This is a genomic window from Georgenia thermotolerans (assembly GCF_009193185.1).
Classification (GTDB): Bacteria; Actinomycetota; Actinomycetes; order Actinomycetales; family Actinomycetaceae; genus Georgenia; species Georgenia thermotolerans.
In genome coordinates, this window is record NZ_VUKF01000046.1 from 15963 (window position 1) to 36568 (window position 20606).

The 20606-nt window shown below is 73.0% G+C and carries 17 protein-coding genes and 1 pseudogene; 15 read left to right on the plus strand and 3 right to left on the minus strand.

Annotated elements, in window-relative coordinates:
* Positions 1 to 32 precede the first annotated feature (32 nt).
* The 3 genes from GD970_RS17665 (at position 33) to GD970_RS17675 (ending at position 5337) form a co-directional block, all read left to right on the plus strand.
* Entirely contained in the window at positions 33 to 3806 is a 3774-nt protein-coding gene (locus tag GD970_RS17665) for a ribonuclease E/G (protein WP_226925433.1), read from the plus strand.
* Between the two features lie 138 nt (positions 3807 to 3944).
* Complete coding sequence (locus GD970_RS17670) at positions 3945 to 4547, plus strand: DUF6318 family protein (protein ID WP_152204222.1); 603 nt, start codon at positions 3945 to 3947, stop codon at positions 4545 to 4547.
* Positions 4540 to 5337, plus strand: coding sequence for a hypothetical protein (locus tag GD970_RS17675; RefSeq protein ID WP_152204223.1), 798 nt, complete (start codon positions 4540 to 4542; stop codon positions 5335 to 5337). The genes GD970_RS17670 and GD970_RS17675 overlap by 8 nt, the downstream gene beginning before the upstream one ends.
* Positions 5338 to 5438: 101 nt before the next feature.
* On the opposite strand, the pseudogene GD970_RS22750 reads toward GD970_RS17675, so the two are convergent.
* Both GD970_RS22750 and GD970_RS17685 read right to left on the minus strand, forming a co-directional pair.
* Positions 5439 to 6481: pseudogene (locus GD970_RS22750) on the minus strand (L-idonate 5-dehydrogenase).
* A gap of 32 nt (positions 6482 to 6513) precedes the next feature.
* Positions 6514 to 7941, minus strand: a complete 1428-nt coding sequence (locus GD970_RS17685) for an Nramp family divalent metal transporter (protein WP_152204224.1) — start codon at positions 7939 to 7941, stop codon at positions 6514 to 6516.
* A 331-nt stretch (positions 7942 to 8272) separates the two neighbouring features.
* On the opposite strand from GD970_RS17685, the gene GD970_RS17690 reads away from it, so the two are divergent.
* From GD970_RS17690 to GD970_RS17710, 5 genes are all read left to right on the plus strand, one after another.
* Entirely contained in the window at positions 8273 to 9655 is a 1383-nt protein-coding gene (locus GD970_RS17690) for an extracellular solute-binding protein (RefSeq protein WP_152204225.1), read from the plus strand.
* Positions 9627 to 10568: a carbohydrate ABC transporter permease gene (locus GD970_RS17695; protein ID WP_152204226.1), complete on the plus strand. Its 942-nt coding sequence runs from the start codon at positions 9627 to 9629 to the stop codon at positions 10566 to 10568. The genes GD970_RS17690 and GD970_RS17695 overlap by 29 nt, the downstream gene beginning before the upstream one ends.
* Positions 10565 to 11383: a carbohydrate ABC transporter permease gene (locus GD970_RS17700; protein WP_152204227.1), complete on the plus strand. Its 819-nt coding sequence runs from the start codon at positions 10565 to 10567 to the stop codon at positions 11381 to 11383. The genes GD970_RS17695 and GD970_RS17700 overlap by 4 nt, the downstream gene beginning before the upstream one ends.
* A gap of 196 nt (positions 11384 to 11579) precedes the next feature.
* The gene (locus GD970_RS17705) at positions 11580 to 12470 is read left to right on the plus strand and encodes an aldo/keto reductase (RefSeq protein ID WP_152204228.1); all 891 of its coding nucleotides are present in this window, start codon (positions 11580 to 11582) and stop codon (positions 12468 to 12470) included.
* A gap of 47 nt (positions 12471 to 12517) precedes the next feature.
* Entirely contained in the window at positions 12518 to 13174 is a 657-nt protein-coding gene (locus GD970_RS17710; RefSeq protein WP_152204229.1) for an SDR family oxidoreductase, read from the plus strand.
* On the opposite strand, the gene GD970_RS17715 is transcribed toward GD970_RS17710, so the two are convergent.
* Positions 13122 to 13619: a hypothetical protein gene (locus tag GD970_RS17715; RefSeq protein WP_152204230.1), complete on the minus strand. Its 498-nt coding sequence runs from the start codon at positions 13617 to 13619 to the stop codon at positions 13122 to 13124. The two genes, GD970_RS17710 and GD970_RS17715, sit on opposite strands and share 53 nt — an antisense overlap.
* Before the next feature lie 268 nt (positions 13620 to 13887).
* Between GD970_RS17715 and rplU the strand changes: the two genes are divergently transcribed.
* From rplU to GD970_RS17750, 7 genes are all read left to right on the plus strand, one after another.
* Positions 13888 to 14208, plus strand: coding sequence for a 50S ribosomal protein L21 (rplU, locus tag GD970_RS17720; RefSeq protein WP_152204231.1), 321 nt, complete (start codon positions 13888 to 13890; stop codon positions 14206 to 14208).
* Between the two features lie 57 nt (positions 14209 to 14265).
* On the plus strand, positions 14266 to 14523 hold the full coding sequence (gene rpmA, locus GD970_RS17725; protein ID WP_152204232.1) for a 50S ribosomal protein L27: 258 nt from the start codon (positions 14266 to 14268) through the stop codon (positions 14521 to 14523).
* A 129-nt stretch (positions 14524 to 14652) separates the two neighbouring features.
* A complete protein-coding gene (gene obgE, locus GD970_RS17730; protein ID WP_152204233.1) occupies positions 14653 to 16176 on the plus strand; it encodes a GTPase ObgE in 1524 nt (507 codons plus the stop codon).
* Positions 16177 to 16335: 159 nt separating this feature from the next.
* Complete coding sequence (locus GD970_RS17735) at positions 16336 to 17733, plus strand: hypothetical protein (RefSeq protein WP_152204234.1); 1398 nt, start codon at positions 16336 to 16338, stop codon at positions 17731 to 17733.
* Between the two features lie 101 nt (positions 17734 to 17834).
* Complete coding sequence (locus tag GD970_RS21780) at positions 17835 to 18035, plus strand: hypothetical protein (protein ID WP_155524114.1); 201 nt, start codon at positions 17835 to 17837, stop codon at positions 18033 to 18035.
* 92 nt (positions 18036 to 18127) lie between these two features.
* Positions 18128 to 19477, plus strand: coding sequence for a cytochrome ubiquinol oxidase subunit I (locus GD970_RS17745; RefSeq protein ID WP_152204236.1), 1350 nt, complete (start codon positions 18128 to 18130; stop codon positions 19475 to 19477).
* Positions 19474 to 20508 (plus strand): cytochrome d ubiquinol oxidase subunit II, encoded by a 1035-nt coding sequence (locus GD970_RS17750; RefSeq protein ID WP_152204237.1) that lies wholly within the window; start codon positions 19474 to 19476, stop codon positions 20506 to 20508. The genes GD970_RS17745 and GD970_RS17750 overlap by 4 nt, the downstream gene beginning before the upstream one ends.
* Positions 20509 to 20606: the final 98 nt, after the last annotated feature.

A 20606-nucleotide genomic window follows, 5' to 3' on the forward strand; every position in this document is an offset into this window, starting at 1 on the left:
TGGGCGGTGGCCGGGGGCTAGGGGAGTACCCCGTGAACGACGAGACGATCGACTCCGGCGCGGAGACCGCAGCGGAAGAACAGAAGCCGGCGCGCCGCACCCGCTCGCGCCGCGCGACCAGCCCGGCGACGGCGCCCCAGGCGTCCGAGGGCACGGCCGCGACCTCCGGCGGCTCGGCGGGCCAGGACGCGCCGGCCGAGGCCGCGCCGAAGGCGGAGACAAAGGCGAAGGCCGGGACGACGGCGAAGGCGGAGGCCGCGCCCGAGGTGGCCGAGCCCACCAAGGCGGACGCCGCCGAGCCCGCCCCCAAGAAGCGGGCCACCCGCACCCGTAAGGCGCCGGCGAAGAAGGCGCCGGCCGCGGAGACCGAGCAGGCTCCGGCGACGGGCGCCGGCGAGGCCGCGGCGGGCCAGGAGGCCCCCGCCCCGGACGCGGCGGCCCCGGAGGTCGCGGCGCAGGACGCCGGCGCCCAGGCGCCGGACCAGGAGGCCGCGGCGGAGACCCCGGCCCAGGAGGCCCCCGCGAAGAGGAAGGCGCCCGCCCGGCGCACCGGCACCCGCCGCGCCACCTCCAAGAAGACCGCACCGGCCGCCGAGACGGCCGCCGCTGAGGACGGCGGCGCACCGGCCGAGACGGCCGCCGCTGAGGACGGCGGCGCACCGGCCGAGATCGCCGCCTCCACCGAGGCCGCCGGCGCACCGGCCGAGACGGTGGCCTTCGCCGAGGCCGGCGCCGACACGGCGCCCGCCGGCGCGGCGAGCGAGACCCCGGCCGCCGGCGCCGCCGGGAGCGAGGCCGCGGCCGAGGAGAAGCCCGCGCCGAAGAAGACCCGCGCCCGGCGCGCCACCAAGAAGTCCATCGAGGAGCAGGTGGCCGGCCCCGTCGGCGGCACCGGCAAGGAGATCCCCGGTCCGGCGCTCGCCGGCGACACCGGCGCGCTCGAGGCCGAGGACACCACCACCACCGCCGCCGAGGAGAGCGCCCCTGTGGCCCCCGCGCGCGAGCTGCAGGGTCCGGCGCTCGGCGAGGACACCACCGGCCTGACGGTCGAGGACACCACGCCCGGCGCCGGCGAGGTGGAGCAGGCCCCGAAGCGGCCCGCCCGCCGCAGCCGCCGCGCCACCGCCCCCGCGCGGTCCCCCGAGCAGAAGCTCGACGTCCTGGCCGAGCTCGGCGTCCGCCCCGCGGCCGAGGCCGCCGAGCCGGAGGGCGAGGCCGAGGAGGAGCCGACCGACGAGGAGCTCGCCGAGGCCGCCTTCGAGGACGTCGCGGTCGCCGGCGCCGAGCAGCCCCAGGCGCCGGAGGAGGAGTCCGGGCCGCGACTGCCCGCCACGGCCCTGCTGTTCCAGGCTCCCGACGCCACCAAGGCACGCAAGCGCCGTCGTGCCCAGGCACCCGCCGGCGCGCCCGCCCCCGCCGACGAGGCGGCCGAGCCGACCGAGCCCGAGGAGCTCGAGGAGCAGCCGGGCGAGACCGGCGAGGCCGAGGAGGAGCACGGCGGCGGGCGCCGTCGTCGCCGTCGCGGTGGCCGGGGTCGCCGCAACCGCAACCAGCACGAGGCCGGCGAGGAGGCCGCGGAGGAGGAGTCCGCCGCCACCCCGGTCGAGGCCGAGGAGGAGAGCGCCGAGGAGGCCGACGCCACCGAGGCCGAGACCGAGGCCGAGACCGAGGGCGAGGAGGGCACGTCGAGCTCGCGCCGCCGTCGCCGTCGCCGCACCCGCACCCGCACCGCGGAGGCCGAGGCCGGCGGGCGCAGCGCCCGCGACGAGGTCACGGCCCTCAAGGGCTCCACCCGGCTGGAGGCCAAGCGCCAGCGCCGCCGCGAGGGCCGGGAGGCCGGGCGCCGTCGTCCGACGATCACCGAGTCCGAGTTCCTGGCCCGCCGCGAGGCGGTCAAGCGCTCGATGGTGGTGCGTGAGAAGGACGGCCTCAACCAGATCGGGGTGCTCGAGGACGGGATCCTCGTCGAGCACTACGTCGCCCGGCACACCCAGACCTCGATGGTCGGCAACGTCTACCTCGGCCGCGTGCAGAACGTGCTGCCCTCGATGGAGGCGGCGTTCGTCGACCTCGGCAAGGGCCGCAACGCCGTCCTCTACGCCGGCGAGGTGAACTGGGACGCCGCCGGCATGGAGGGTCAGCCGCGGCGCATCGAGCAGGCGCTGAAGTCCGGGGACTCGGTGCTCGTCCAGGTCACGAAGGACCCGATCGGGCACAAGGGCGCCCGGCTGACCTCCCAGATCACCCTGGCCGGGCGGCACCTGGTGCTGGTGCCGTCGGGGGCCATGACCGGTATCTCGCGCAAGCTGCCGGAGAACGAGCGCGCGCGGCTGAAGAAGCTCCTCAAGCAGATCGTGCCCGACGGCGCGGGCGTCATCGTGCGCACCGCCGCCGAGGGGGCCACCGAGGAGCAGCTGCGCGCCGACGTCGAGCGGCTCACCAAGCAGTGGGCGGACATCGAGGCCAAGGCCAAGAGCGCCAAGAGCGCGCCGGTGCTGCTCAAGGGCGAGCCCGAGCTCGCCGTGCGGGTGGTGCGCGACGTGTTCAACGAGGACTTCGAGAACCTCGTCGTCTCCGGCGACACCGCGTGGCAGACGATCTCGCAGTACGTCCGCGAGCTCTCGCCGGACCTGGCCGACCGACTGCACCACTGGACGGACCGCAAGGACGTCTTCAGCGAGTACCGGGTCGACGAGCAGCTCGCCAAGGCCATGGACCGCAAGGTCTGGCTGCCCTCGGGCGGGTCGCTCATCATCGATCGCACCGAGGCGATGACCGTCATCGACGTCAACACCGGCAAGTTCACCGGCTCGGGCGGCACCCTCGAGGAGACGGTCACCCGGAACAACCTCGAGGCGGCGGAGGAGGTCGTCCGCCAGCTCCGGCTGCGCGACATCGGCGGCATCATCGTCATCGACTTCATCGACATGGTGCTCGAGTCCAACCGCGACCTGGTCATGCGGCGGCTGCTCGAGTGCCTGGGCCGGGACCGCACCCGCCACCAGGTGGCCGAGGTGACCTCGCTCGGCCTGGTGCAGATGACCCGCAAGCGGGTGGGGCAGGGCCTCGTCGAGGCGTTCTCCACCCCGTGCGAGTGCTGCAACGGGCGCGGGTTCATCGTCCACGAGGAGCCGGTGGAGAAGTCCGGCTCGGGCGACGGCCACGCGCACGGCGAGGAGTCCGGTTCCGGCTCCCGGCGCCGGGGACGGCGCGGCGGCCAGCCCGCCCCGGAGCCCGTCGCCGAGCCCGAGGCGCCGGCCGTGGAGGATGAGGCGGCGGTGGCCGCGCGGGAGGCCGTCAAGGCCACGCTCGCCACGATCGCCGCCGCGGCCGCGAACGCCCACCAGGAGAGCCACGGCGCCAAGAAGGCGCCCGCCGACACCTCGTCAGCCCCGGCCGGAGTTCCGGCACCGACGGGCGGCTCTGACGAGCCCGCGACGGCGCCGGAGGAGGCGGCCGAGGCCGCTCCGGGGGCCGAGTCTGCTGCCGTGGCGTCTGCCTCCTCTGCGCCCGCTGCGCCGGTGAAGACCGGCGTGATCGGCGCGCAGGCTGCCGTGCCGCCCGCCGGTGAGGAGACGACGTCGCAGGTCGCGCAGGCGGACGTGACGGGGGAGGACCTGGCCGACGAGGGGCAGGGCGACGTGGTGGTCGAGCCTCCCGCCCTCGCGGCGCCCGTTCCGTCCACGGTCGAGACGATCGCGGAGCCGGCACCGAAGCGCCGCCGCAGCCGCCGTGCGGTCTCCAGCGGCGTGGTGACACCGGGGGAGACGAAGATCATCACGCTCGACCTGCCCGAGAAGAAGTAGGCAGCAACCGACGGCGGAGGGCCGGCACCCATTCGGGTGTCGGCCCTCCGCCGTCGGGCACCCCACTCCTGAGGGGTTCTCGTCCACAGTTTCGCGATTTCCTAGCCGCTCGCCCATGGCGCCCATTACGTTCGCCGCATGGCTCTGGGGGTGGAGCGTGGGGCGTTGGCCGGTGGGGTCGGACTGCTGGCCGGCGCGGCGCTGCTCGCCGGGTGCACGGCCGACGCGGACCCGCAGCGCACGCCCGAGCCTCAGCCGACGACCACGGTGTCCTCAGCGTCTCCCACAGCGACGGAGCGGCCCGAGGTTGAGAAGCCCACACGGCCTGAGGCGATGCGCCGGGACGACGTCGCCGGCGCAGAGGCGGCTGCGCAGTACTTCCTGCAGCTGTACCCCTACGTGTACGCCACCGGTGACCTCGCTGAGTGGAAGCAAATGTCACACCCAGAGTGTGGCTTTTGTAACGGTATTGCCCAGAAGGTCGCGGATATTCATGGTGAAGGCGGTTCTGCCTCCGGTGGGGAGATGACCATACGGGAAATCTCAAGTAAGGAGCAGGGAGCGCTCTTCCGCGTTGACATCGTCGCAGATGAGGGGCCGTCGATTCAGACTTCCTCTAACGGTGTTGTCACGAATAGTCCGGGAGGTCCGTCTCTCCTGATATTCGCCCTCGCAATGAACGACGGCGGGGGATGGGTAGTACGTGCGGTCCAAGTGGAGGAGCCAGGATTCAATGGGTAAGGAATCGCTCTTCCTACTCTTTGTGGTGGTAAACGTATTGCTTGTGCTCGGAGCCAGTCAGGCGGTGGGATCGCCTCCTCCGCGGGTGCAGGGGGAGACTGATGACGATGCCGTGGCGATAATCGCCGATGAACTAAAGAGATCACCTCGCGGGGGAATGGGAGGTGGCTCTGGCAAGCGGCCTGCAGTTGACTGGGCGAGCATTTTCGAGAACGCAGCTTGTGGGCAGTATGTCCGAGTCGGTCCGCATTCCTATCGGTACAAGCCCTGCGAGAACGAGATCGCCCCCAACTTTCCGGACATTACGGCTGCGCCCCCACCGGGCGATCCGGCAGAGGAGACGGCGCCTATTGTTGTGACCGCTCAGGACATTCAGCGCCTCCCGATCGCGCCTGGCGGCCTGACCGTGCAGCCCGATCAGGGCTGGGTGCTGGTCAACATCGACACCATCGTCTGGACCGAGGCGGCGGCACAGACCTTCAGCACGGTCGTGCTCGACACGCCCGTGGACGTCCGCGTGCGGCCTGCCGATTTCACCTGGGACTTCGGTGACGGGTCGGCCCCCGTCAGGACCACCGACCCCGGCGCGCCGTTCCCGAACCATACGGTGAGCCATGGCTACACCGGGGCCGCGGACGGCCGGCAGGTGACCGTGACGACCCGGTGGGCGGGCGAGTTCCAGGTCGCCGGCTCGGGGGTGTGGCAGCCGGTGCAGGGCTTCGCCGTCACCACCGAGAGCTCCGCGCCGTTCGAGGTCCGCACCGCGACGACCGCGCTGACCCGCGACTGAGGGCCGACGGCGCGGCGGGGGAGGCGCCCCGAGTACGCACCCGGCATACGCAAAGCGCCCCTCACCGGATAGCTCCGGTGAGGGGCGCCAGGCTGTGAGCGTCACGACAGCTGGATCATGACCTTCGACGAGCCCGTGCTGCGGTCGGCGGCGAGCTCGAAGCCGCGGGCGGCGTCCGCGAGCTCCACCTCGTGGGTCATGAGCGGCGAGACGTCGACGCCGTCGGCCATCAGACGCAGCGCGTCGGAGATCTCGTCGACGAAGCGGTAGGACCCGCGGTAGTCGATCTCGCGCGTGACCAGGTTGCCCAGCGCGGCCGACACCTCGCCGGCCGGGAGGTTGCCCACCTGGACGATGACGCCGCCGCGGCGCACCGCGGCGATGACCCCGCCCAGCGCCTTCGGGGCGCCCGAGGCCTCGAAGGCGACCTCGACGTCCTGCGGCAGCGCGTCGCCCTCGGCCGGGTTGACCGTGTGCTCGGCGCCCATCTGTCGGGCGATCTCCAGGGCGGCGGGGACAGGTCCGAGGCGTAGATGGTGCCGGCGCCCTTCGCCCGCGCCGCGGCGACCACGAGCGCCCCGATCGGGCCGGACCCGTTCACCAGGACGGAGCGGCCCGTCAGGTCCCCGGCCCGCGCCACCGCGTGAAGCGCGACGCCAAAGGGCTCGGCGAGGGCCGCCTCCTTGGTGGAGACCCCCTCCGGGATGACGCGCAGCTGGTCCGGCCGCACGGTGCGCAGCCGGGCGAACCCGCCGTGCTCGTGCGGGCTGAACGCCGCGGAGCCGAAGTACCGGACCTCGGGCCAGAGGTTCGTGCGCTCGGCGAGGTCGGCGGGCACCGTGTGGTCCCCGACCGGCGTCGCCGGATGGATGGTCACGCGGGTGCCCTCCCGGACGCCGAGCCGCTCGGCCTCCGCGGCCGCACCCGGGCCGATGCCGACGACGTGCCCGGCCACCTCGTGCCCGAGGATCAGCGGGTCCTTGAGCACCGCGGTGCCCGAGGCGCCGTGCTTCCAGTACGACACGTCCGAGCCGCAGATCCCGCCCCACTCCATCGCGACGAGGACGTCGTCCGGCCCGGTGACCGGGTCGGGCACCTCCTCCACGCGCAGGTCGTCCTTGCCGTGCACCACGACAGCCTTCATGACCGGTTCCTTTCTCGCGTTGGTGGTTCGTCTCAGCCGATCGAGATGCCGAGGAGGTCGAGCAGCGAGAGGAGTCCGACGGCGAAGACGGCGATCGAGGAGATGACGAGGTAGAGGGTGAAGCCGTGGCCGTCCTTGACCCGCGGGTCGGTCTGCTTGCGGCCGAGGTACCAGACCGCGGCGACGATGGCCATGAGGTAGACGGCGTTGCCGATGCCGGCGAGGACGATCATCAGGACGGGGGACTGCACGAACAGGTAGAACACGCCCCACACGACCGGCAGCAGCACCATGAGCGCGCGCAGCCACTTGTTGCGGACCGTCAGGTCGTTCCAGTCGAACGCGCCGAAGAGGGCGAGGGTGTTGGAGACCTGGCGGGCGAAGCCCGGGACGTTGGCGAGGATCGTCTTGATCAGGGCGGCGGCGGCGCCGACGAGGAAGATGACCTTGGTCCAGTCGCCCGCGACGTCGGTGAACATGCGGGAGAGGACCTCGAGGACCTCGGTGCCCTGGGGGACCAGCCCCTGCGGGTGCAAGACGGCGGCGCCCAGGATGAAGAAGGCGGCGGTCGAGACGGTGTAGATGATCCAGGACAGGAAGGCGTCCTTCTTCATGACCGAGATCCAGCCGCGGGCGCGGTCGACCCATGCCTGGGAGCCGTCGTTGGGGCCGGTGAAGCGGGCGTAGCCCTTCTCGACCACCCAGTAGCTGTAGGCGGTGATCTCGCCGCCGCCGACGCCCGTCATGCCGAACATGGCCAGCGCCACGCCCATGGTGCCGACCTGGATCTTGAACTGCATGCCCTCGGCGATGTCGGTCGCGGTCCACGCGAAGGGGGTGAACTGCAGGCCGATGACCATGGCGATGACGCCCAGGGTGACCAGCGCGACCAGCACCGTGGACACCTTCTCGATGACGCCGTACCGGTTGGTCAGGTGCACCGCGACGGCGAGCACCACGATGACCGTGACCCAGGTGGCGATGGAGACGAGGGAGAACGGGTCGCCGCCGACGGGCATGACCATGCTCAGCGCCAGCGCGCCGGTGCCGAGGACCCCGCCCTGCCCCACGACGATCTGCAGGATCATCAGCAGGCCGATGTAGGAGATCCAGCCGCGGCCGGCGATCTTCGGGGTCACGTCGTTGTAGCCGGTGACGGAGGTCTTCCCCGTCGAGATGGACCAGCGGGCCAGCTCGATCTGCACGGCGACCTTGACGAAGGTGGAGACGAGCACGAGCCACAGCAGGAGGAAGCCGACCTCGGCGCCCAGCGCGGTCGCGGTGATGAGCTCGCCGGAGCCGACGACGGCGGCGCTCGTGACGAAGCCCGGACCGAAGAACTTCCAGCTCGCCCGCCACCCGCGCGGGGGCTCGAGGATGTCCGCCGGGTCGAGCTTGTAGGGGTCGCGCGCCGGCGCGGACGCGGATTCCGCGCCGGGGGTGCCTGTCGTCACTGACATCGCTGGTGGTCCTCTCGGGGGTGAACGCCGGGGACCGGGCGGCGACGCGCGTCGTCGCTGGCCAGGTCCCGGGCGATGGAAGGAAGGGGGGCGGCGGTGGCCGTTGAGACCGCCATCACTCAAAAAGCAGACTAAACATCGCGATTCCTCTGACCGTAAAAGATGCCGTTTGTTGCCACGGAGGCAGCGAGGGGGCGCGCCGGCGATCGGGACGGGCCGGCCCGCAGCCGCGGAGGAGGCCCCACGCCGGTCCAGATCCGGGCGCCTGGCACGGGGAGGGTGGATGCTCCGACAGAATGAGTGCCTTGGCACCAGACAGGAGAACCGCATCATGAGCAGATCCGTGCGTCCCAAGCGCGTCGCCACCGGCGTCGCCGTGCTCGCGACCGCCGCGCTCGCGCTGGCGGCATGCACCCCGGGATCGAACACGGCCTCGGACCAGACCAGCACCGGTCGGTCGCCCAGCGAGGTGGTTACCGACATCTCGAAGGTCGGCGACCAGACCCTCACCGTGTGGGACCAGGAGGTCCGCGGCGGCCAGAACGAGCAGATGGAGCGGCTCAACGCCGCGTTCGAGGAGAAGTACCCGAACATCACCATCAAGCGCGTCAAGCAGTCCACCGACGACCTCAACACCACCCTGCGGCTGGCCCTGACCGGCAACGACGCCCCCGACGTCACCCAGGCCAACAACTCCCGCTCCCAGATGGGGCAGTACGTCGCCGCGGGCCAGCTCGTCTCGCTCGACCCCTACGCCGAGGCGTACGGGTGGAAGGACCGCTTCTCGCCCAGCGTCCTGCAGTACACGAGCTTCAGCCCCGACGGGAAGACCTGGGGCGAGGGCTCGGTCTACGGCCTGCCGCAGGTGGGGGAGATCGTCGGGGTCTTCTACTCCAAGAGCAAGCTCGCCGAGCTCGGCCTGGAGGTGCCCCAGACCTGGGCGGACTTCGAGGGGCAGCTGCAGAAGATCAAGGACGCCGGGCAGACGCCGCTGCTGCTCGGCAACATCGAGCAGTGGCCGGCGCTGCACGTGTTCGGGCCCATCCAGGGCGCCACGGTGCCCGCCGACCAGGTCCGCACCCTCGGCTTCGGCAACAAGGGCGCGAGCTGGACGTCGCCGGAGAACGTCAAGGCCGCGACGACGATCCAGGACTGGGCCAAGAAGGGCTACTTCAACGAGGGCTTCAACGGCACCGACTACGACGCCGCCTGGAAGTCGCTGACCGAGGGCAAGGGCGTCTACCTCATGGGCGGGTCCTGGCTGGCCGCCGACCTGCAGGCCGCCATGGGCGACGACGTCGGCTTCTTCGCGCCGCCGCCCGTCGAGGCCGGCCAGGGCCCGGTGACCACCGGCGGGACGGGCATCCCGTTCTCGGTCACCTCCAAGGCCAAGGACCCCGACGTCGCCGCGGCCTACGTCAACTTCATCACCAGCGACGACGCCATGAAGGTGCTCGCCGAGACCGGCAACATGCCCGTGGTCAACACCGCCGCTCACACCCCGCCGTCGGGCGTGCAGGCGGACGTCTTCCAGGCCTACGGTGACGCCACCGAGAAGGGGCAGCTGCTGCCCTACCTCGACAACGCCACCCCGACGATGAACACCACCATCGGGCAGGCCCTGCAGTCCCTCATGGCCGGGCAGTCCACCCCGCAGCAGTTCACCGAGACCGTCGAAAAGGACTATGCGGACTTCGTCGCCTCCAACGGCTGACGTGCGGGGGCGGGGCGCCGCGGTGCGCCCCGCCCCGCCGGCGCGCCGGCGCAGCCGGTACGGCCTCACCCCGTACGCCTTCCTGCTGCCCGGCCTCGCCGTCTACGCGCTGTTCCTGCTCTACCCCCTGGGCCGGGCGGTGCAGATCTCCCTGTACGACTGGGACGGCCTGACGCTGGCGACGTTCGTCGGGCTGGACAACTACGCCCAGGTCGTCGCCGACCCTCAGCTGCGGGCCGCCTTCGGCCACGCCCTCGTGCTGATCTTCTTCTTCGCCGTCCTGCCCCTGGCCCTCGGGCTGGTGCTGGCCGCCGTCCTCACCCGCGGGCGGGTGCGCGGCCTGGGCTTCTTCCGCACGGTGGTGTTCCTGCCGCAGGTCATCGCCATGGTGGTCGTGGCGGTGGCCTGGCGGCAGATCTACGCCCCCGACGGCCTGCTCAACAACGTGCTGCGCGCCGTCGGCCTGGACGGGTGGACGCGCACCTGGCTCGGGGACTTCACCCTGACGCTGCCCGCGGTGGGCCTCATCGGCACCTGGGTCTCGACGGGCCTGGTCACCGTGCTGCTCATGGCCGGGATGGCGCGGGTGCCGGGGGAGCTGTACGAGGCGGCGACGCTCGACGGCGCCGGGGCGGTGCGCCAGTTCTTCGCCATCACCCTGCCGTCGGTGCGCGCGGAGATCGTCGTGGCCCTGACCCTGACGATCATCGCGGCGCTGAAGACCTTCGACCTCGTCTACGTGACCACCTCGGGCGGGCCGGGCAACACGACGACGGTGCCCAGCTTCGAGGTCTACCGCCGGGCCTTCGAGCTCGGCCAGGTCGGCAGCGCGGCGGCGGTCGCCGTCGTCCTCACCGTCCTCATCTTCGCCATCAACCTCGCCGTCACCCGCATCGGGGAGCGGGAGCGATGAGGATCTCCGCGACCGAGCGGGCGGCGAACTACGCCATCCTGCTGCTCTTCGCCGTCGTCGCCCTGACGCCGGTGCTCACCATCCTGCACACCGCGCTGGGCCCCGAGACGCCGCAGGACGCGGCGACCGGCGCCCCGGTGCACCTGGAGAACTTCGGCCGCGCCTGGCAGCAGGGGCACTTCGGCCAGTACATGTTCAACTCGCTGGTCGTGGCCGTCGTCGTGGTGGTGCTCGCGACCATCTGCTCGATCATGACCGGCTACGCGCTGGGCGCGTTCGAGTTCCGCGGCGCCCAGGCGATCTTCTACCTGTTCCTCCTCGGCCTCATGGTGCCGACCGAGGCGATCGTCGTGCCGCTGTTCTTCGACTTCCAGGCGGTGGGCCTGACGAACACCGTCTGGGCGATCGCGCTGCCGCAGGTGGCCCAGTCGGTCGCGTTCGGCACCTTCTGGATGCGGGCGTACTTCCGCGGCGCCAACCGCTCGATCATCGAGGCGGCCCGCCTCGACGGCGCCGGCCACCACCGGGTGCTGTGGCAGGTGCTCGTGCCGGTCGCCCGCCCGGCGGTGGTCACCCTGGTGCTGCTGACGTTCATGTGGACGTGGAACGAGTTCCTCATCCCGCTCGTGATGTCGCCCAACGCCCAGCTGCGCACCGCCCCGCTCGGGCTCGCGCTCTTCCAGGGCCAGTACGTCCAGGGCACGACGCTGCTGGCGGCCGGCGCGGTGCTGGTGGCGCTGCCGGTGGTGATCCTCTACCTCTTCCTCCAGCGGCACTTCATCCTGGGCATGCTCGAGGGCGCCGTCCGGGAGTGAGACGGCGCCGAGGGGCAGCGGCAGGCGTCGGCCGCCAGATCGGGGGTGGGGCCGTCGGCGGATCCTTGCCGTCACACGATTACGGACGCCTCAAAGGTAAGATGTTTCACTGGCAATAGCGCCAGGAGGACATGCGCCGACGTGTCCAGAGCGTCCCCTGCCCGGGGGAACGCCCGCCGCCCGAAAGGTGTCGCTCATGACCGTCCAGGTACCCACCATCCCGCTGAGCTCCGGAGCGCAGATCCCCCAGGTGGGCTTCGGCACCTTCCAGGTCGACCCCGAGATCACCCGGGAGGTGGTGGCGGACGCCATCCGCAGCGGCTACCGAAGCATCGACACGGCCGCGCGCTACCTCAACGAGGCCGGCGTCGGTCATGCCGTCGCCGACTCGGGTCTCCCGCGCGAGGACCTTTTCGTCGCCACCAAGCTCGCCAACCCGGACCAGGGGTACGACTCGACGCTGCGCGCGTTCGACGGCTCCCTCGCGGAGCTGGCGCTGAGCTACGTCGATCTCTACCTCATCCACTGGCCGTGCCCGGCGCGCGGGGAGTTCGCGAACACCTGGCGGGCGATGGAGCTCCTCAGGTCCCAGGGACGGGTGCGCTCCATCGGCGTGTCCAACTTCCTCCGGCACCACCTCGAGGAGCTCGTCGCGGTCTCGCGGACCGTTCCGGCGATCAACCAGGTCGAGCTGCACCCCTACCTGCAGCAGCACGAGCTCCGGGAGTTCCACGCCGCCCACGGCATCGTCACCGAGGCGTGGAGCCCGCTGGCGCAGGGCGCCGTGCTCGCCGACCCGGTCATCGTCGGCATCGCGGAGCGGCTCGGGCGCACGCCCGCGCAGGTGGTGCTGCGCTGGCACGTGCAGCTCGGCAACGTCGTGATTCCCAAGTCGGTGACGCCGCGGCGGCAGCTCGAGAACATCGCGCTCTTCGACTTCGAGCTCGAGGACGCCGACATGGCAGCCATCGCCTCGCTCGACCGCGGCGAGGACGGGCGCACCGGTTTCCACCCGGACCGCTTCAACGGCTTCCCCGCCGATTTCGAGGCTGCCACGCCAAACTGGAACATCCCCGCCTCGAAGTAGCACCCGCGAACTGCGTCTACGAGCTCACCACGCGTACCGTCGCAGGCATGAGAGTCGTCATCGCCGGAGGCCACGGCAAGATCGCCCGCATCCTCGAGCGCCAGCTCGCCGACCGCGGGGACGAGGTCATTGCCCTGATCCGCAACCCCGACCACGCCGACGACGTGCGGGCGGCCGGGGCCGAGCCGGTCGTCTTCGACCTCGAGCAGGACAGCGCCGCCGAGCTCGCGGAGATCATCGCGGGCGCCGACGCCGTCGTCTTCGCCGCCGGCGCCGGCCCGGGCAGCGGGGCCGCCCGCAAGGACACCGTCGACCGCGGGGGTGCGGTGCTCCTGGCCGACGCCGCCGAGCTCGCCGAGGTCCGGCGCTACGTCATGGTCTCCTCCATGGGCGCGGGCCGGGGCGGCGCGGGCATCGAGGACGAGGTCTTCGCCGCCTACCAGGACGCCAAGAAGGCCGCCGACGAGGACCTCATGCGCCGCGACCTGGACTGGACGATCGTGCGGCCCGGGGCGCTGACCGACGAGCCCGGCACCGGCGAGGTCACCATGGGCGCCGAGACCGGGCGTGGCAGCATCCCGCGCGAGGACGTCGCCCGGGTCATCTGCGCGGCCCTCGACGACCCCGCCACCGCCGGCCTCGTCACCGAGGTCATCTCGGGTCCGACCCGGGTGGCGGTCGCCCTGGCGGAGCTGACCGACTGACCGGCGGGCCCGGCCCGGCCGCCAGCCGGGCCTCCGCCCGGGCCAGCGCCGCCCGCGCTGCCAGCACCGGGTAGGCCATGCCGTCCACCAGGCCGGTGCGCTCCAGCCAGCCCAGCAGCTCGGCGACGAGGAGCAGCTGGACCCGGGCCGCGCGCGCGGGCAGGAGCCAGGCGGGGTCGAGGAAGCCGGGCAGGGCGGCGACGAGGACGGCCGGGCCGGTCACCCGGGCGACCGCGCCGGCCGGGTCCACCTCCCGCTCGGCGGCGACCAGCACCCGGTCGTCCGGGCCGAGCCAGCGCTCGGCCTCGGTGTCGAGGTAGGTCTCGAGGTGACGGCGCACGAACGCGGCCGTGTCGCGCACACCCGGGCGGCGCAGCACCCGGTCGTGCGCGAAGAAGCCGCTGATCGCCGCCGCGGCGGAGACGGGAACGGTGGTGGGCTCCATGGCCGGAGACTGCCACCGACCACTGACACCGGCGCCCACCCGCTACCCTGGGGGGCGAGACACCGGGATACCGAGCCGCTGTGCCGGATCCCACACCGTCCGGAGCGGCCCGCCGGGCCGGAGACATTTGCCCCGGGGCGCGCCAGACCGTAACCTAGAGCGTCGGTGCGCCGCAGAGCGGTGCGCCGGACCCCAAGTCTTGCGCGTCCCCCCGATCGCCGTGCGGCCGGGCGCGGGTGCGTGATCAACAAGAGCCGAAACGACAGAGATGAGCAGCAACGTGGTGTACGCGATCGTCAAGGCCGGCGGCCGTCAGGAGAAGGTGTCCGTCGGCGACGTCGTCGTCGTCGACAAGCTGACCGGTGAGGTCGGCGAGACCGTCGAGCTCGAGCCGATCATGCTCGTCGACGGTGACAAGGTCACCACGGCCGCCGGCGACCTGGACAAGGTCAAGGTGACTGCCGAGATCGTGCGGGCCGAGAAGGGCCCGAAGATCTCGATCGTGAAGTACAAGAACAAGACCGGCTACCGCAAGCGCCAGGGCTACCGCTCCAAGCTGACCCGCCTCAAGGTCACCGGCATCAAGTAAGTTGCGGCCCGCACGGGCCCGTTCCTGACAGAAGACGAGAACGAAAGCAGGTTCGAGATGGCACACAAGAAGGGCGCCAGCTCCTCCCGGAACGGCCGCGACTCCAACGCCCAGCGCCTCGGCGTGAAGCGCTTCGGCGGCCAGGTCGTCAAGGCGGGCGAGATCATCGTGCGCCAGCGCGGCACCCACTTCCACCCCGGCCTCAACGTCGGCCGCGGCAAGGACGACACCCTGTTCGCCCTCGAGGCCGGCGCCGTCGCCTTCGGCACCCGCCGCGGGCGCAAGGTCGTCGACGTGGTTCTGGCCGAGGCCTGATCCACCAGCGAACGCAGCCACAGGGGCGGACGGCGTGATGCCGTCCGCCCCTGCTGCATATCCGGGCGCCGGCGGAGCGCCCCGCAGCACCAGGTACAGCAGCAAGCAGCAAGGAAGAGGACGACGGCGATGGCCACCTTCGTAGACCGCGTGGTGCTCCACGTGGCCGCCGGCGACGGCGGGAACGGGTGCGCGTCCATCCGGCGCGAGAAGTTCAAGCCCCTGGCCGGGCCCGACGGGGCGAACGGCGGCCGGGGCGGGGACGTCGTCCTCGTCGTCGACCCGCAGACCACCACGCTGCTGGCCTACCACCACGCCCCGCACCAGCGCGCCACCTCCGGCACCCAGGGCGCGGGGGACATGCGCGCCGGGCGCAACGGCGAGGACCTGGTCCTCCCCGTGCCCGACGGCACCGTCGTCAAGTCGCTGGACGGGGAGGTGCTCGCCGACCTCGTGGGCGCCGGCACCCGCTTCGTCGCGGCCACCGGCGGCCACGGCGGGCTGGGCAACGCCGCGCTGGCCTCCCCGCGGCGCAAGGCGCCGGGCTTCGCCCTGCTCGGCGAGGAGGGCGAGCGCATCGACCTCGTCCTGGAGCTGAAGTCGGTCGCGGACGTCGCGCTCGTCGGCTTCCCCTCCGCCGGGAAGTCCTCGCTCATCGCCGCGATGTCGGCCGCCCGCCCGAAGATCGCCGACTACCCCTTCACGACCCTGGTGCCCAACCTCGGCGTCGTGCAGGCCGGGTCCGAGCGCTACACCGTCGCCGACGTGCCGGGCCTCATCCCCGGCGCCTCCGAGGGCAAGGGCCTGGGCCTGGAGTTCCTGCGCCACATCGAGCGGTGCGCGGTGATCGTGCACGTGCTCGACTGCGCCACCCTCGAGCCCGGCCGCGACCCCATCAGCGACCTCGACACCATCGAGGCCGAGCTGGCCGCCTACGCCGGCGACCTGGACATCGCCGGCGGCCGGGTGCCGCTCATGGAGCGGCCGCGCATCGTGGTGCTCAACAAGATCGACGTCCCCGAGGCCCGCGACCTGGCCGAGCTCGTCCGTCCCGACCTCGAGGCGCGCGGCATGCGCGTCTTCGAGATCTCGACGGCCTCCCACGAGGGCCTGCGGCCGCTGTCCTTCGCGCTCGCCGAGATCGTCGCGCGGGCCCGCGCCGAGGCCCCCGCCCAGGAGGCCACCCGGGTGATCCTGCGGCCCAAGGCGGTCGACGACGCCGGCTTCACCGTGACCCCTCGCACCGGGCCGGACGGCGTCTTCTACCAGGTGCGCGGCACGAAGCCGGAGCGCTGGGTGCGTCAGACCGACTTCAACAACGACGAGGCCGTCGGCTACCTCGCCGACCGGCTCGCCAAGGTCGGCATCGAGGAGAAGCTGTACAAGGTCGGGGCCGTCGCGGGCGACACCGTCGTCATCGGCCCGGTCGAGGGCGGCGTCGTCTTCGACTGGGAGCCGACCCTGCAGGCCGGCGCGGAGCTGCTCGGCCCGCGCGGCACCGACCTGCGCCTGGAGGAGAGCGCCCGGCCCACCCGCGCCGAGAAGCGTCGCGGCTACCGGGACCTCATGGACGCCAAGACGGCGGCCCGCGAGGAGCTGTGGACCGAGCGCGAGTCGGGCCGCTGGACCGACCCGACCGCCGAGGACGAGTAGCGCGCCCGGGGAGCGGCTCGGGCTCGCCCGGGTGCGGCCGTGCCCGGCTCGTTCGGGCTCGGCCGTGCCCGAACGAGGCTCTCAGGTGGCTCCCAGGCCGCGCGTCGTAGGGTGGATGGCCGCGGTGGAAACGTTCTGCCGTTGCACGGCAGGAGGCACATGTCCCAGGACCCGCGCGCCGCAGGCGGCGCCGACGCGACCAACGAGCCGAACCCCGCGGTGACGACGCCGGACGGCGCCGCACCCGCCGGGGCGGACCAGCCCGGCGGCCCGGACACCAGGCCCGTTCCGGCGGGCGGGAGCGCCGGGCGCGGTGACGGGGCCGAGGTGGCCGACGCGGCCCCGGTGGAGGGGACGCCGGTGGAGGGGACGTCCGACCACGGTGAGGTGGCGGAGCACGCTGAGCCCACCGAGGCACGTGCGGCAGAGGGTGAGGACCGGGCGGCAGAGGCCCAGGACCGGGCGGCAGAGGGCGAGGACCGGGCGGCTGAGTCGGCCGCCGAGCGTGCGGGCGTGGGCCGGTTGGTCGCCGTCGCGCTCGTGACGACGATCGCCGCGGTGTTCGCCGTCGTCGCGCTCGTCGCGCCCTACCTGGGCACCGGGCCGCGCAATGTGCCGGTCGGCGTGGCGGGGGAGAAGTCCTCCACCGCCCAGATCGAGCAGCTGCTCACCACGCTCCAGCCCGGGGCCTTCCACGTGAAGACCTACGACGACGCCGACGCGCTGCGGGCCGCGACCCTGCACCGGGAGGTCTACGGCGGGTTCGCGGTCGACCGGTCCAGCTCCACCGCCGTCGTCGCCACCGGCGCCAGCCCGGTGCTCGGGCAGTTCCTCGGCAACATCGGCAACTCCCTGGGCGCCACCGTCGACGACGTCGCGCCCGGCTCCGCCAAGGACAGCACCGGATACGGCCTGCACGTGGCCGCCACCGTGGCGGCCCTGGCCGCCGTCGCCGGCGCCTGCGTCCTCGCGCGGACCGGCGGGCGGCGCCTGTCCACCCAGCTGACCGGGGCGCTCGCGCTGGCGGTCGTCCTCGGCATCGGCGTGGCGGCCGCGCTGCAGCTGCTCGACTCCGTCGCGGGCGCCTTCCTCCAGGTGGCCGCGGTGACGGCGCTCGCCGTCCTGGCGGTCGAGGTCGTCGTCCTGGCGCTCGTGCGCCTGGGCGGGCTCGTGGCCGCCGGCCTGTTCACCCTGCTCATCGTGGTGCCCGGGATCGGCCTGTCGGGGCTGACCTCGGCCCCGGAGATGCTCCCGAGCCCGTTCGGCGCCATCGGCCAGCTCCTCCCGCAGGGCGCCTACGGCCGGCTCGTGCAGTCCGTCGCCTACCTCGGTGGCGGCGGGGCGCTGCGTCCGCTGCTGGTCCTGCTCGCCTGGCTGGTGCTCGGCGCCCTGCTGCTCTGGCTCGCCCGCGCGCGGGAGGCCGCCGCCGACCGGCGCCGGGGCACCGAGGCCCACATCGCCGCCCTCGAGGCGGAGGCCGTCGAGGACGACGGCGAGGCCACGACCGTCCCCGGCGAGAGCGCGACGGGAACCACGGCCCGGCCCGCGACCGCCTGACACGCCGGGGCGGCGGCGGTCCCGTCTCGGCCTGCCCAGGCCTTGCCGGCGCCGCCCCGGCTCGGGCTGCCGGATGACGCCCGGGGTGCCACGGTGGAACCATGACGGAGAAGGACGAGAAGAGAAAGCCCGGTGCCGCCGATCTCACCTTCGGCGGCGCGGACGAGGAGCCCGCGCTCGAGGACGACCTCGGCCGTTCGCCGAACGTGCACGGCGACGAGGGCGGGGGAGACCCCGCCGCCGGCGCCTACCAGGACACGCACGAGGGCAACCGCGGTCGCACCAAGCGGCTCGAGCCCTGACGCGCGCCCGGCGCGGCCCGGCCGGGGCCGCGCCCCGCTGAACCGTCCGGCGCCCTCGGCGACGGTCGGTCGGTCCGAGGTCAGGTGGTCCCATGACGGCCCTCGGCGACCTGCTCGCGGCACGGATGCAGATGGCCATGTCGCTGGGGTGGCACATCGTGCTCGCCTGCCTGGGCGTCGGCTTCCCCGCGCTGGTGCTGCTGGCCGAGTGGCGCGGGCTGCGCGCCCGGGACGAGGTCTGGACGCTCATCGCCCGCCGCTGGGCCAAGGGGCTCGCCGTCGTCTTCGCCGTCGGCGCGGTCTCGGGGACGATCCTCTCCTTCGAGATGGGGCTGCTGTGGCCCGGACTCATGGGCACCTACGGCGAGGTCATCGGGCTGCCGTTCGCCATCGAGGGCATCGCCTTCTTCATCGAGGCGATCTTCCTGGGCATCTACCTGTACGCCTGGGGCCGCCTGCCGCCCCGCGCGCACCTGCTCTCCGGCGTGCCGATCGTCATCGCCGGGGTGGCCTCGGCGTTCTTCGTGGTCACGGCCAACGCCTGGATGCAGACACCCGTCGGCTTCCGGGTGGAGGACGGACGGGTGGTCGCGGCGTCGCCGTGGCGGGCGATGTTCAACCCGGCCATGCCGCACCAGACCGTCCACATGATCGTCGCCGCCCTCATGGTCAGCGGGTTCCTCGTGGCCAGCGTCTACGCCGTGGCGCTGCTGCGCGGCCGCCGGGACGCCTACCACCGGCGGGCGTTCGGCCTGGCGTTCACCCTCGGCGCGATCGCCGCCCCCGTCCAGGTGCTCGTCGGCGACGTCGCGGCCCGCGCCGTGGCCGACCTGCAACCGGTCAAGCTCGCCGCCATGGAGGCGCTGCTGCGCAGCGAGCAGGACGCCGGCCTGCACGTGGGCGGGATCCTCAGCAACGGGGAGCTGAAGTACGCCATCACCATCCCGCACGCGCTGTCCCTGCTCGTCCACGGTGACCCGCACTCGACGGTGGCCGGGCTGGAGACGGTCTCGCCGGCCCTGTGGCCGCCGATCATGATGGTGCACTGGAGCTTCGACATCATGGTGGGGCTGGCGTTCGGGCTGCTCGGCCTGTCGCTGTGGTTCGCCGTCGCCGGGTGGCGCCGGCGCGCGCTGCCCGCCTCGCCGTGGTTCTACCGCCTCGCCGTGCTGGGCGGGCCGGCCGCCGTCCTCGCCCTGGAGTGCGGCTGGGTGGTGACCGAGGTGGGCCGCCAGCCCTGGATCGTCTACGGCTACCTCCTCACCGCCGACGCGGTGAACCCGGTGCCCGGGCTGCGCCTGGGCTTCTACGGGCTCATCCCGGTCTACGTGTTCCTCACCATCGCCGCCGTCTACGTGCTGCGCCGGCTCGCCCACGCGCCCCTCGACACCGGGGTGGCCGAGCACGTGGCGGACTACCGCTCCGTCGGCGGTAGCTCGTGACCCTCGCCGACGTCGCCCTGGCGGTGCTGTGGCTCGCCGTCGTCGCCTACCTGCTCTTCGGCGGGGCCGACTTCGGCGCCGGCACCTGGGACCTGCTCGCCGGGCGCGGGGAGCGCGGCCGGCCCGTCCGGGAGCTCATCGAGCACATCATCGGGCCGGTGTGGGAGGCGAACCACGTCTGGCTGATCTTCGCCATCGTCATGGCGTGGACCGCCTTTCCCCTCGCGTTCGCGTCGGCGGCGGCGACGCTCATCATCCCGCTCACCCTGGTGGCGGTCGGCATCATCTTCCGCGGCTCGGCGTTCGTGTTCCGCAAGTCCGTGCCGGCGGGACGGCTGGAGGAGCTGTTCGGGGTGCTGTTCGCGGCCTCGTCCGTGCTCACGCCGTTCTTCCTCGGTGCCGTCGCCGGGGCCCTGGCGTCGGGGCACGTGCCGTACGGCACGGTGGGCGACGTGGTGGGCAGCTGGCTCACCCCGGCGAGCCTGTTCAGCGGGGTCATGGCAGTGCTGGTGTGCGCGTACCTGGCCGCCGTCTACCTCACCGGGGACGCCCGGCGTACCGGCGAGCACGCGCTCGCGGAGTACTTCCGGACCCGGGCGCTGGTGTCCGGGATCGTCACCGGCGTCGTGGCGGTGACCGGGCTGGTCGTCATCGCCCGGTACGCCGGCGGGCTGTTCATCGGGCTCGTCGGCGTGGCGCTGCCCTTCGCCGTCGCCTCCGCCGCCGCGGGGGCCGCCAGCCTCGTGCTCCTGGCGCTGCGCCGCTACGGCGCCGTGCGGCTGACGGCGGCCGCGGCGGTGGCGCTGGTCCTGGTCGCGTGGGCCGCGGCGCAGTACCCGCACCTCCTCCAGGCGAACGTCACGGTGCAGCAGGCGGCCGCGACCGACGCGGTGCTGGGGGCGGTGCTCGTCAGCCTCGCCGTCGGGGCGGTCCTCCTGGTCCCGTCGCTCGTGTGGCTGTACTCGATGTTCCAGCGCGAGAGCCGGCGCCAGGGCGCGGACGTGGGAACCGGCCCCAGCGCGGACGCCTGAGCCGGCGCCCGGGCGCGGGCCCCTGACCCGGCAGCCGTCTCGGCCGCGAGGCCCGCCGCCCGCGCGGCCCGACGCCCGCGCGGCCCGACGCCCGCGAG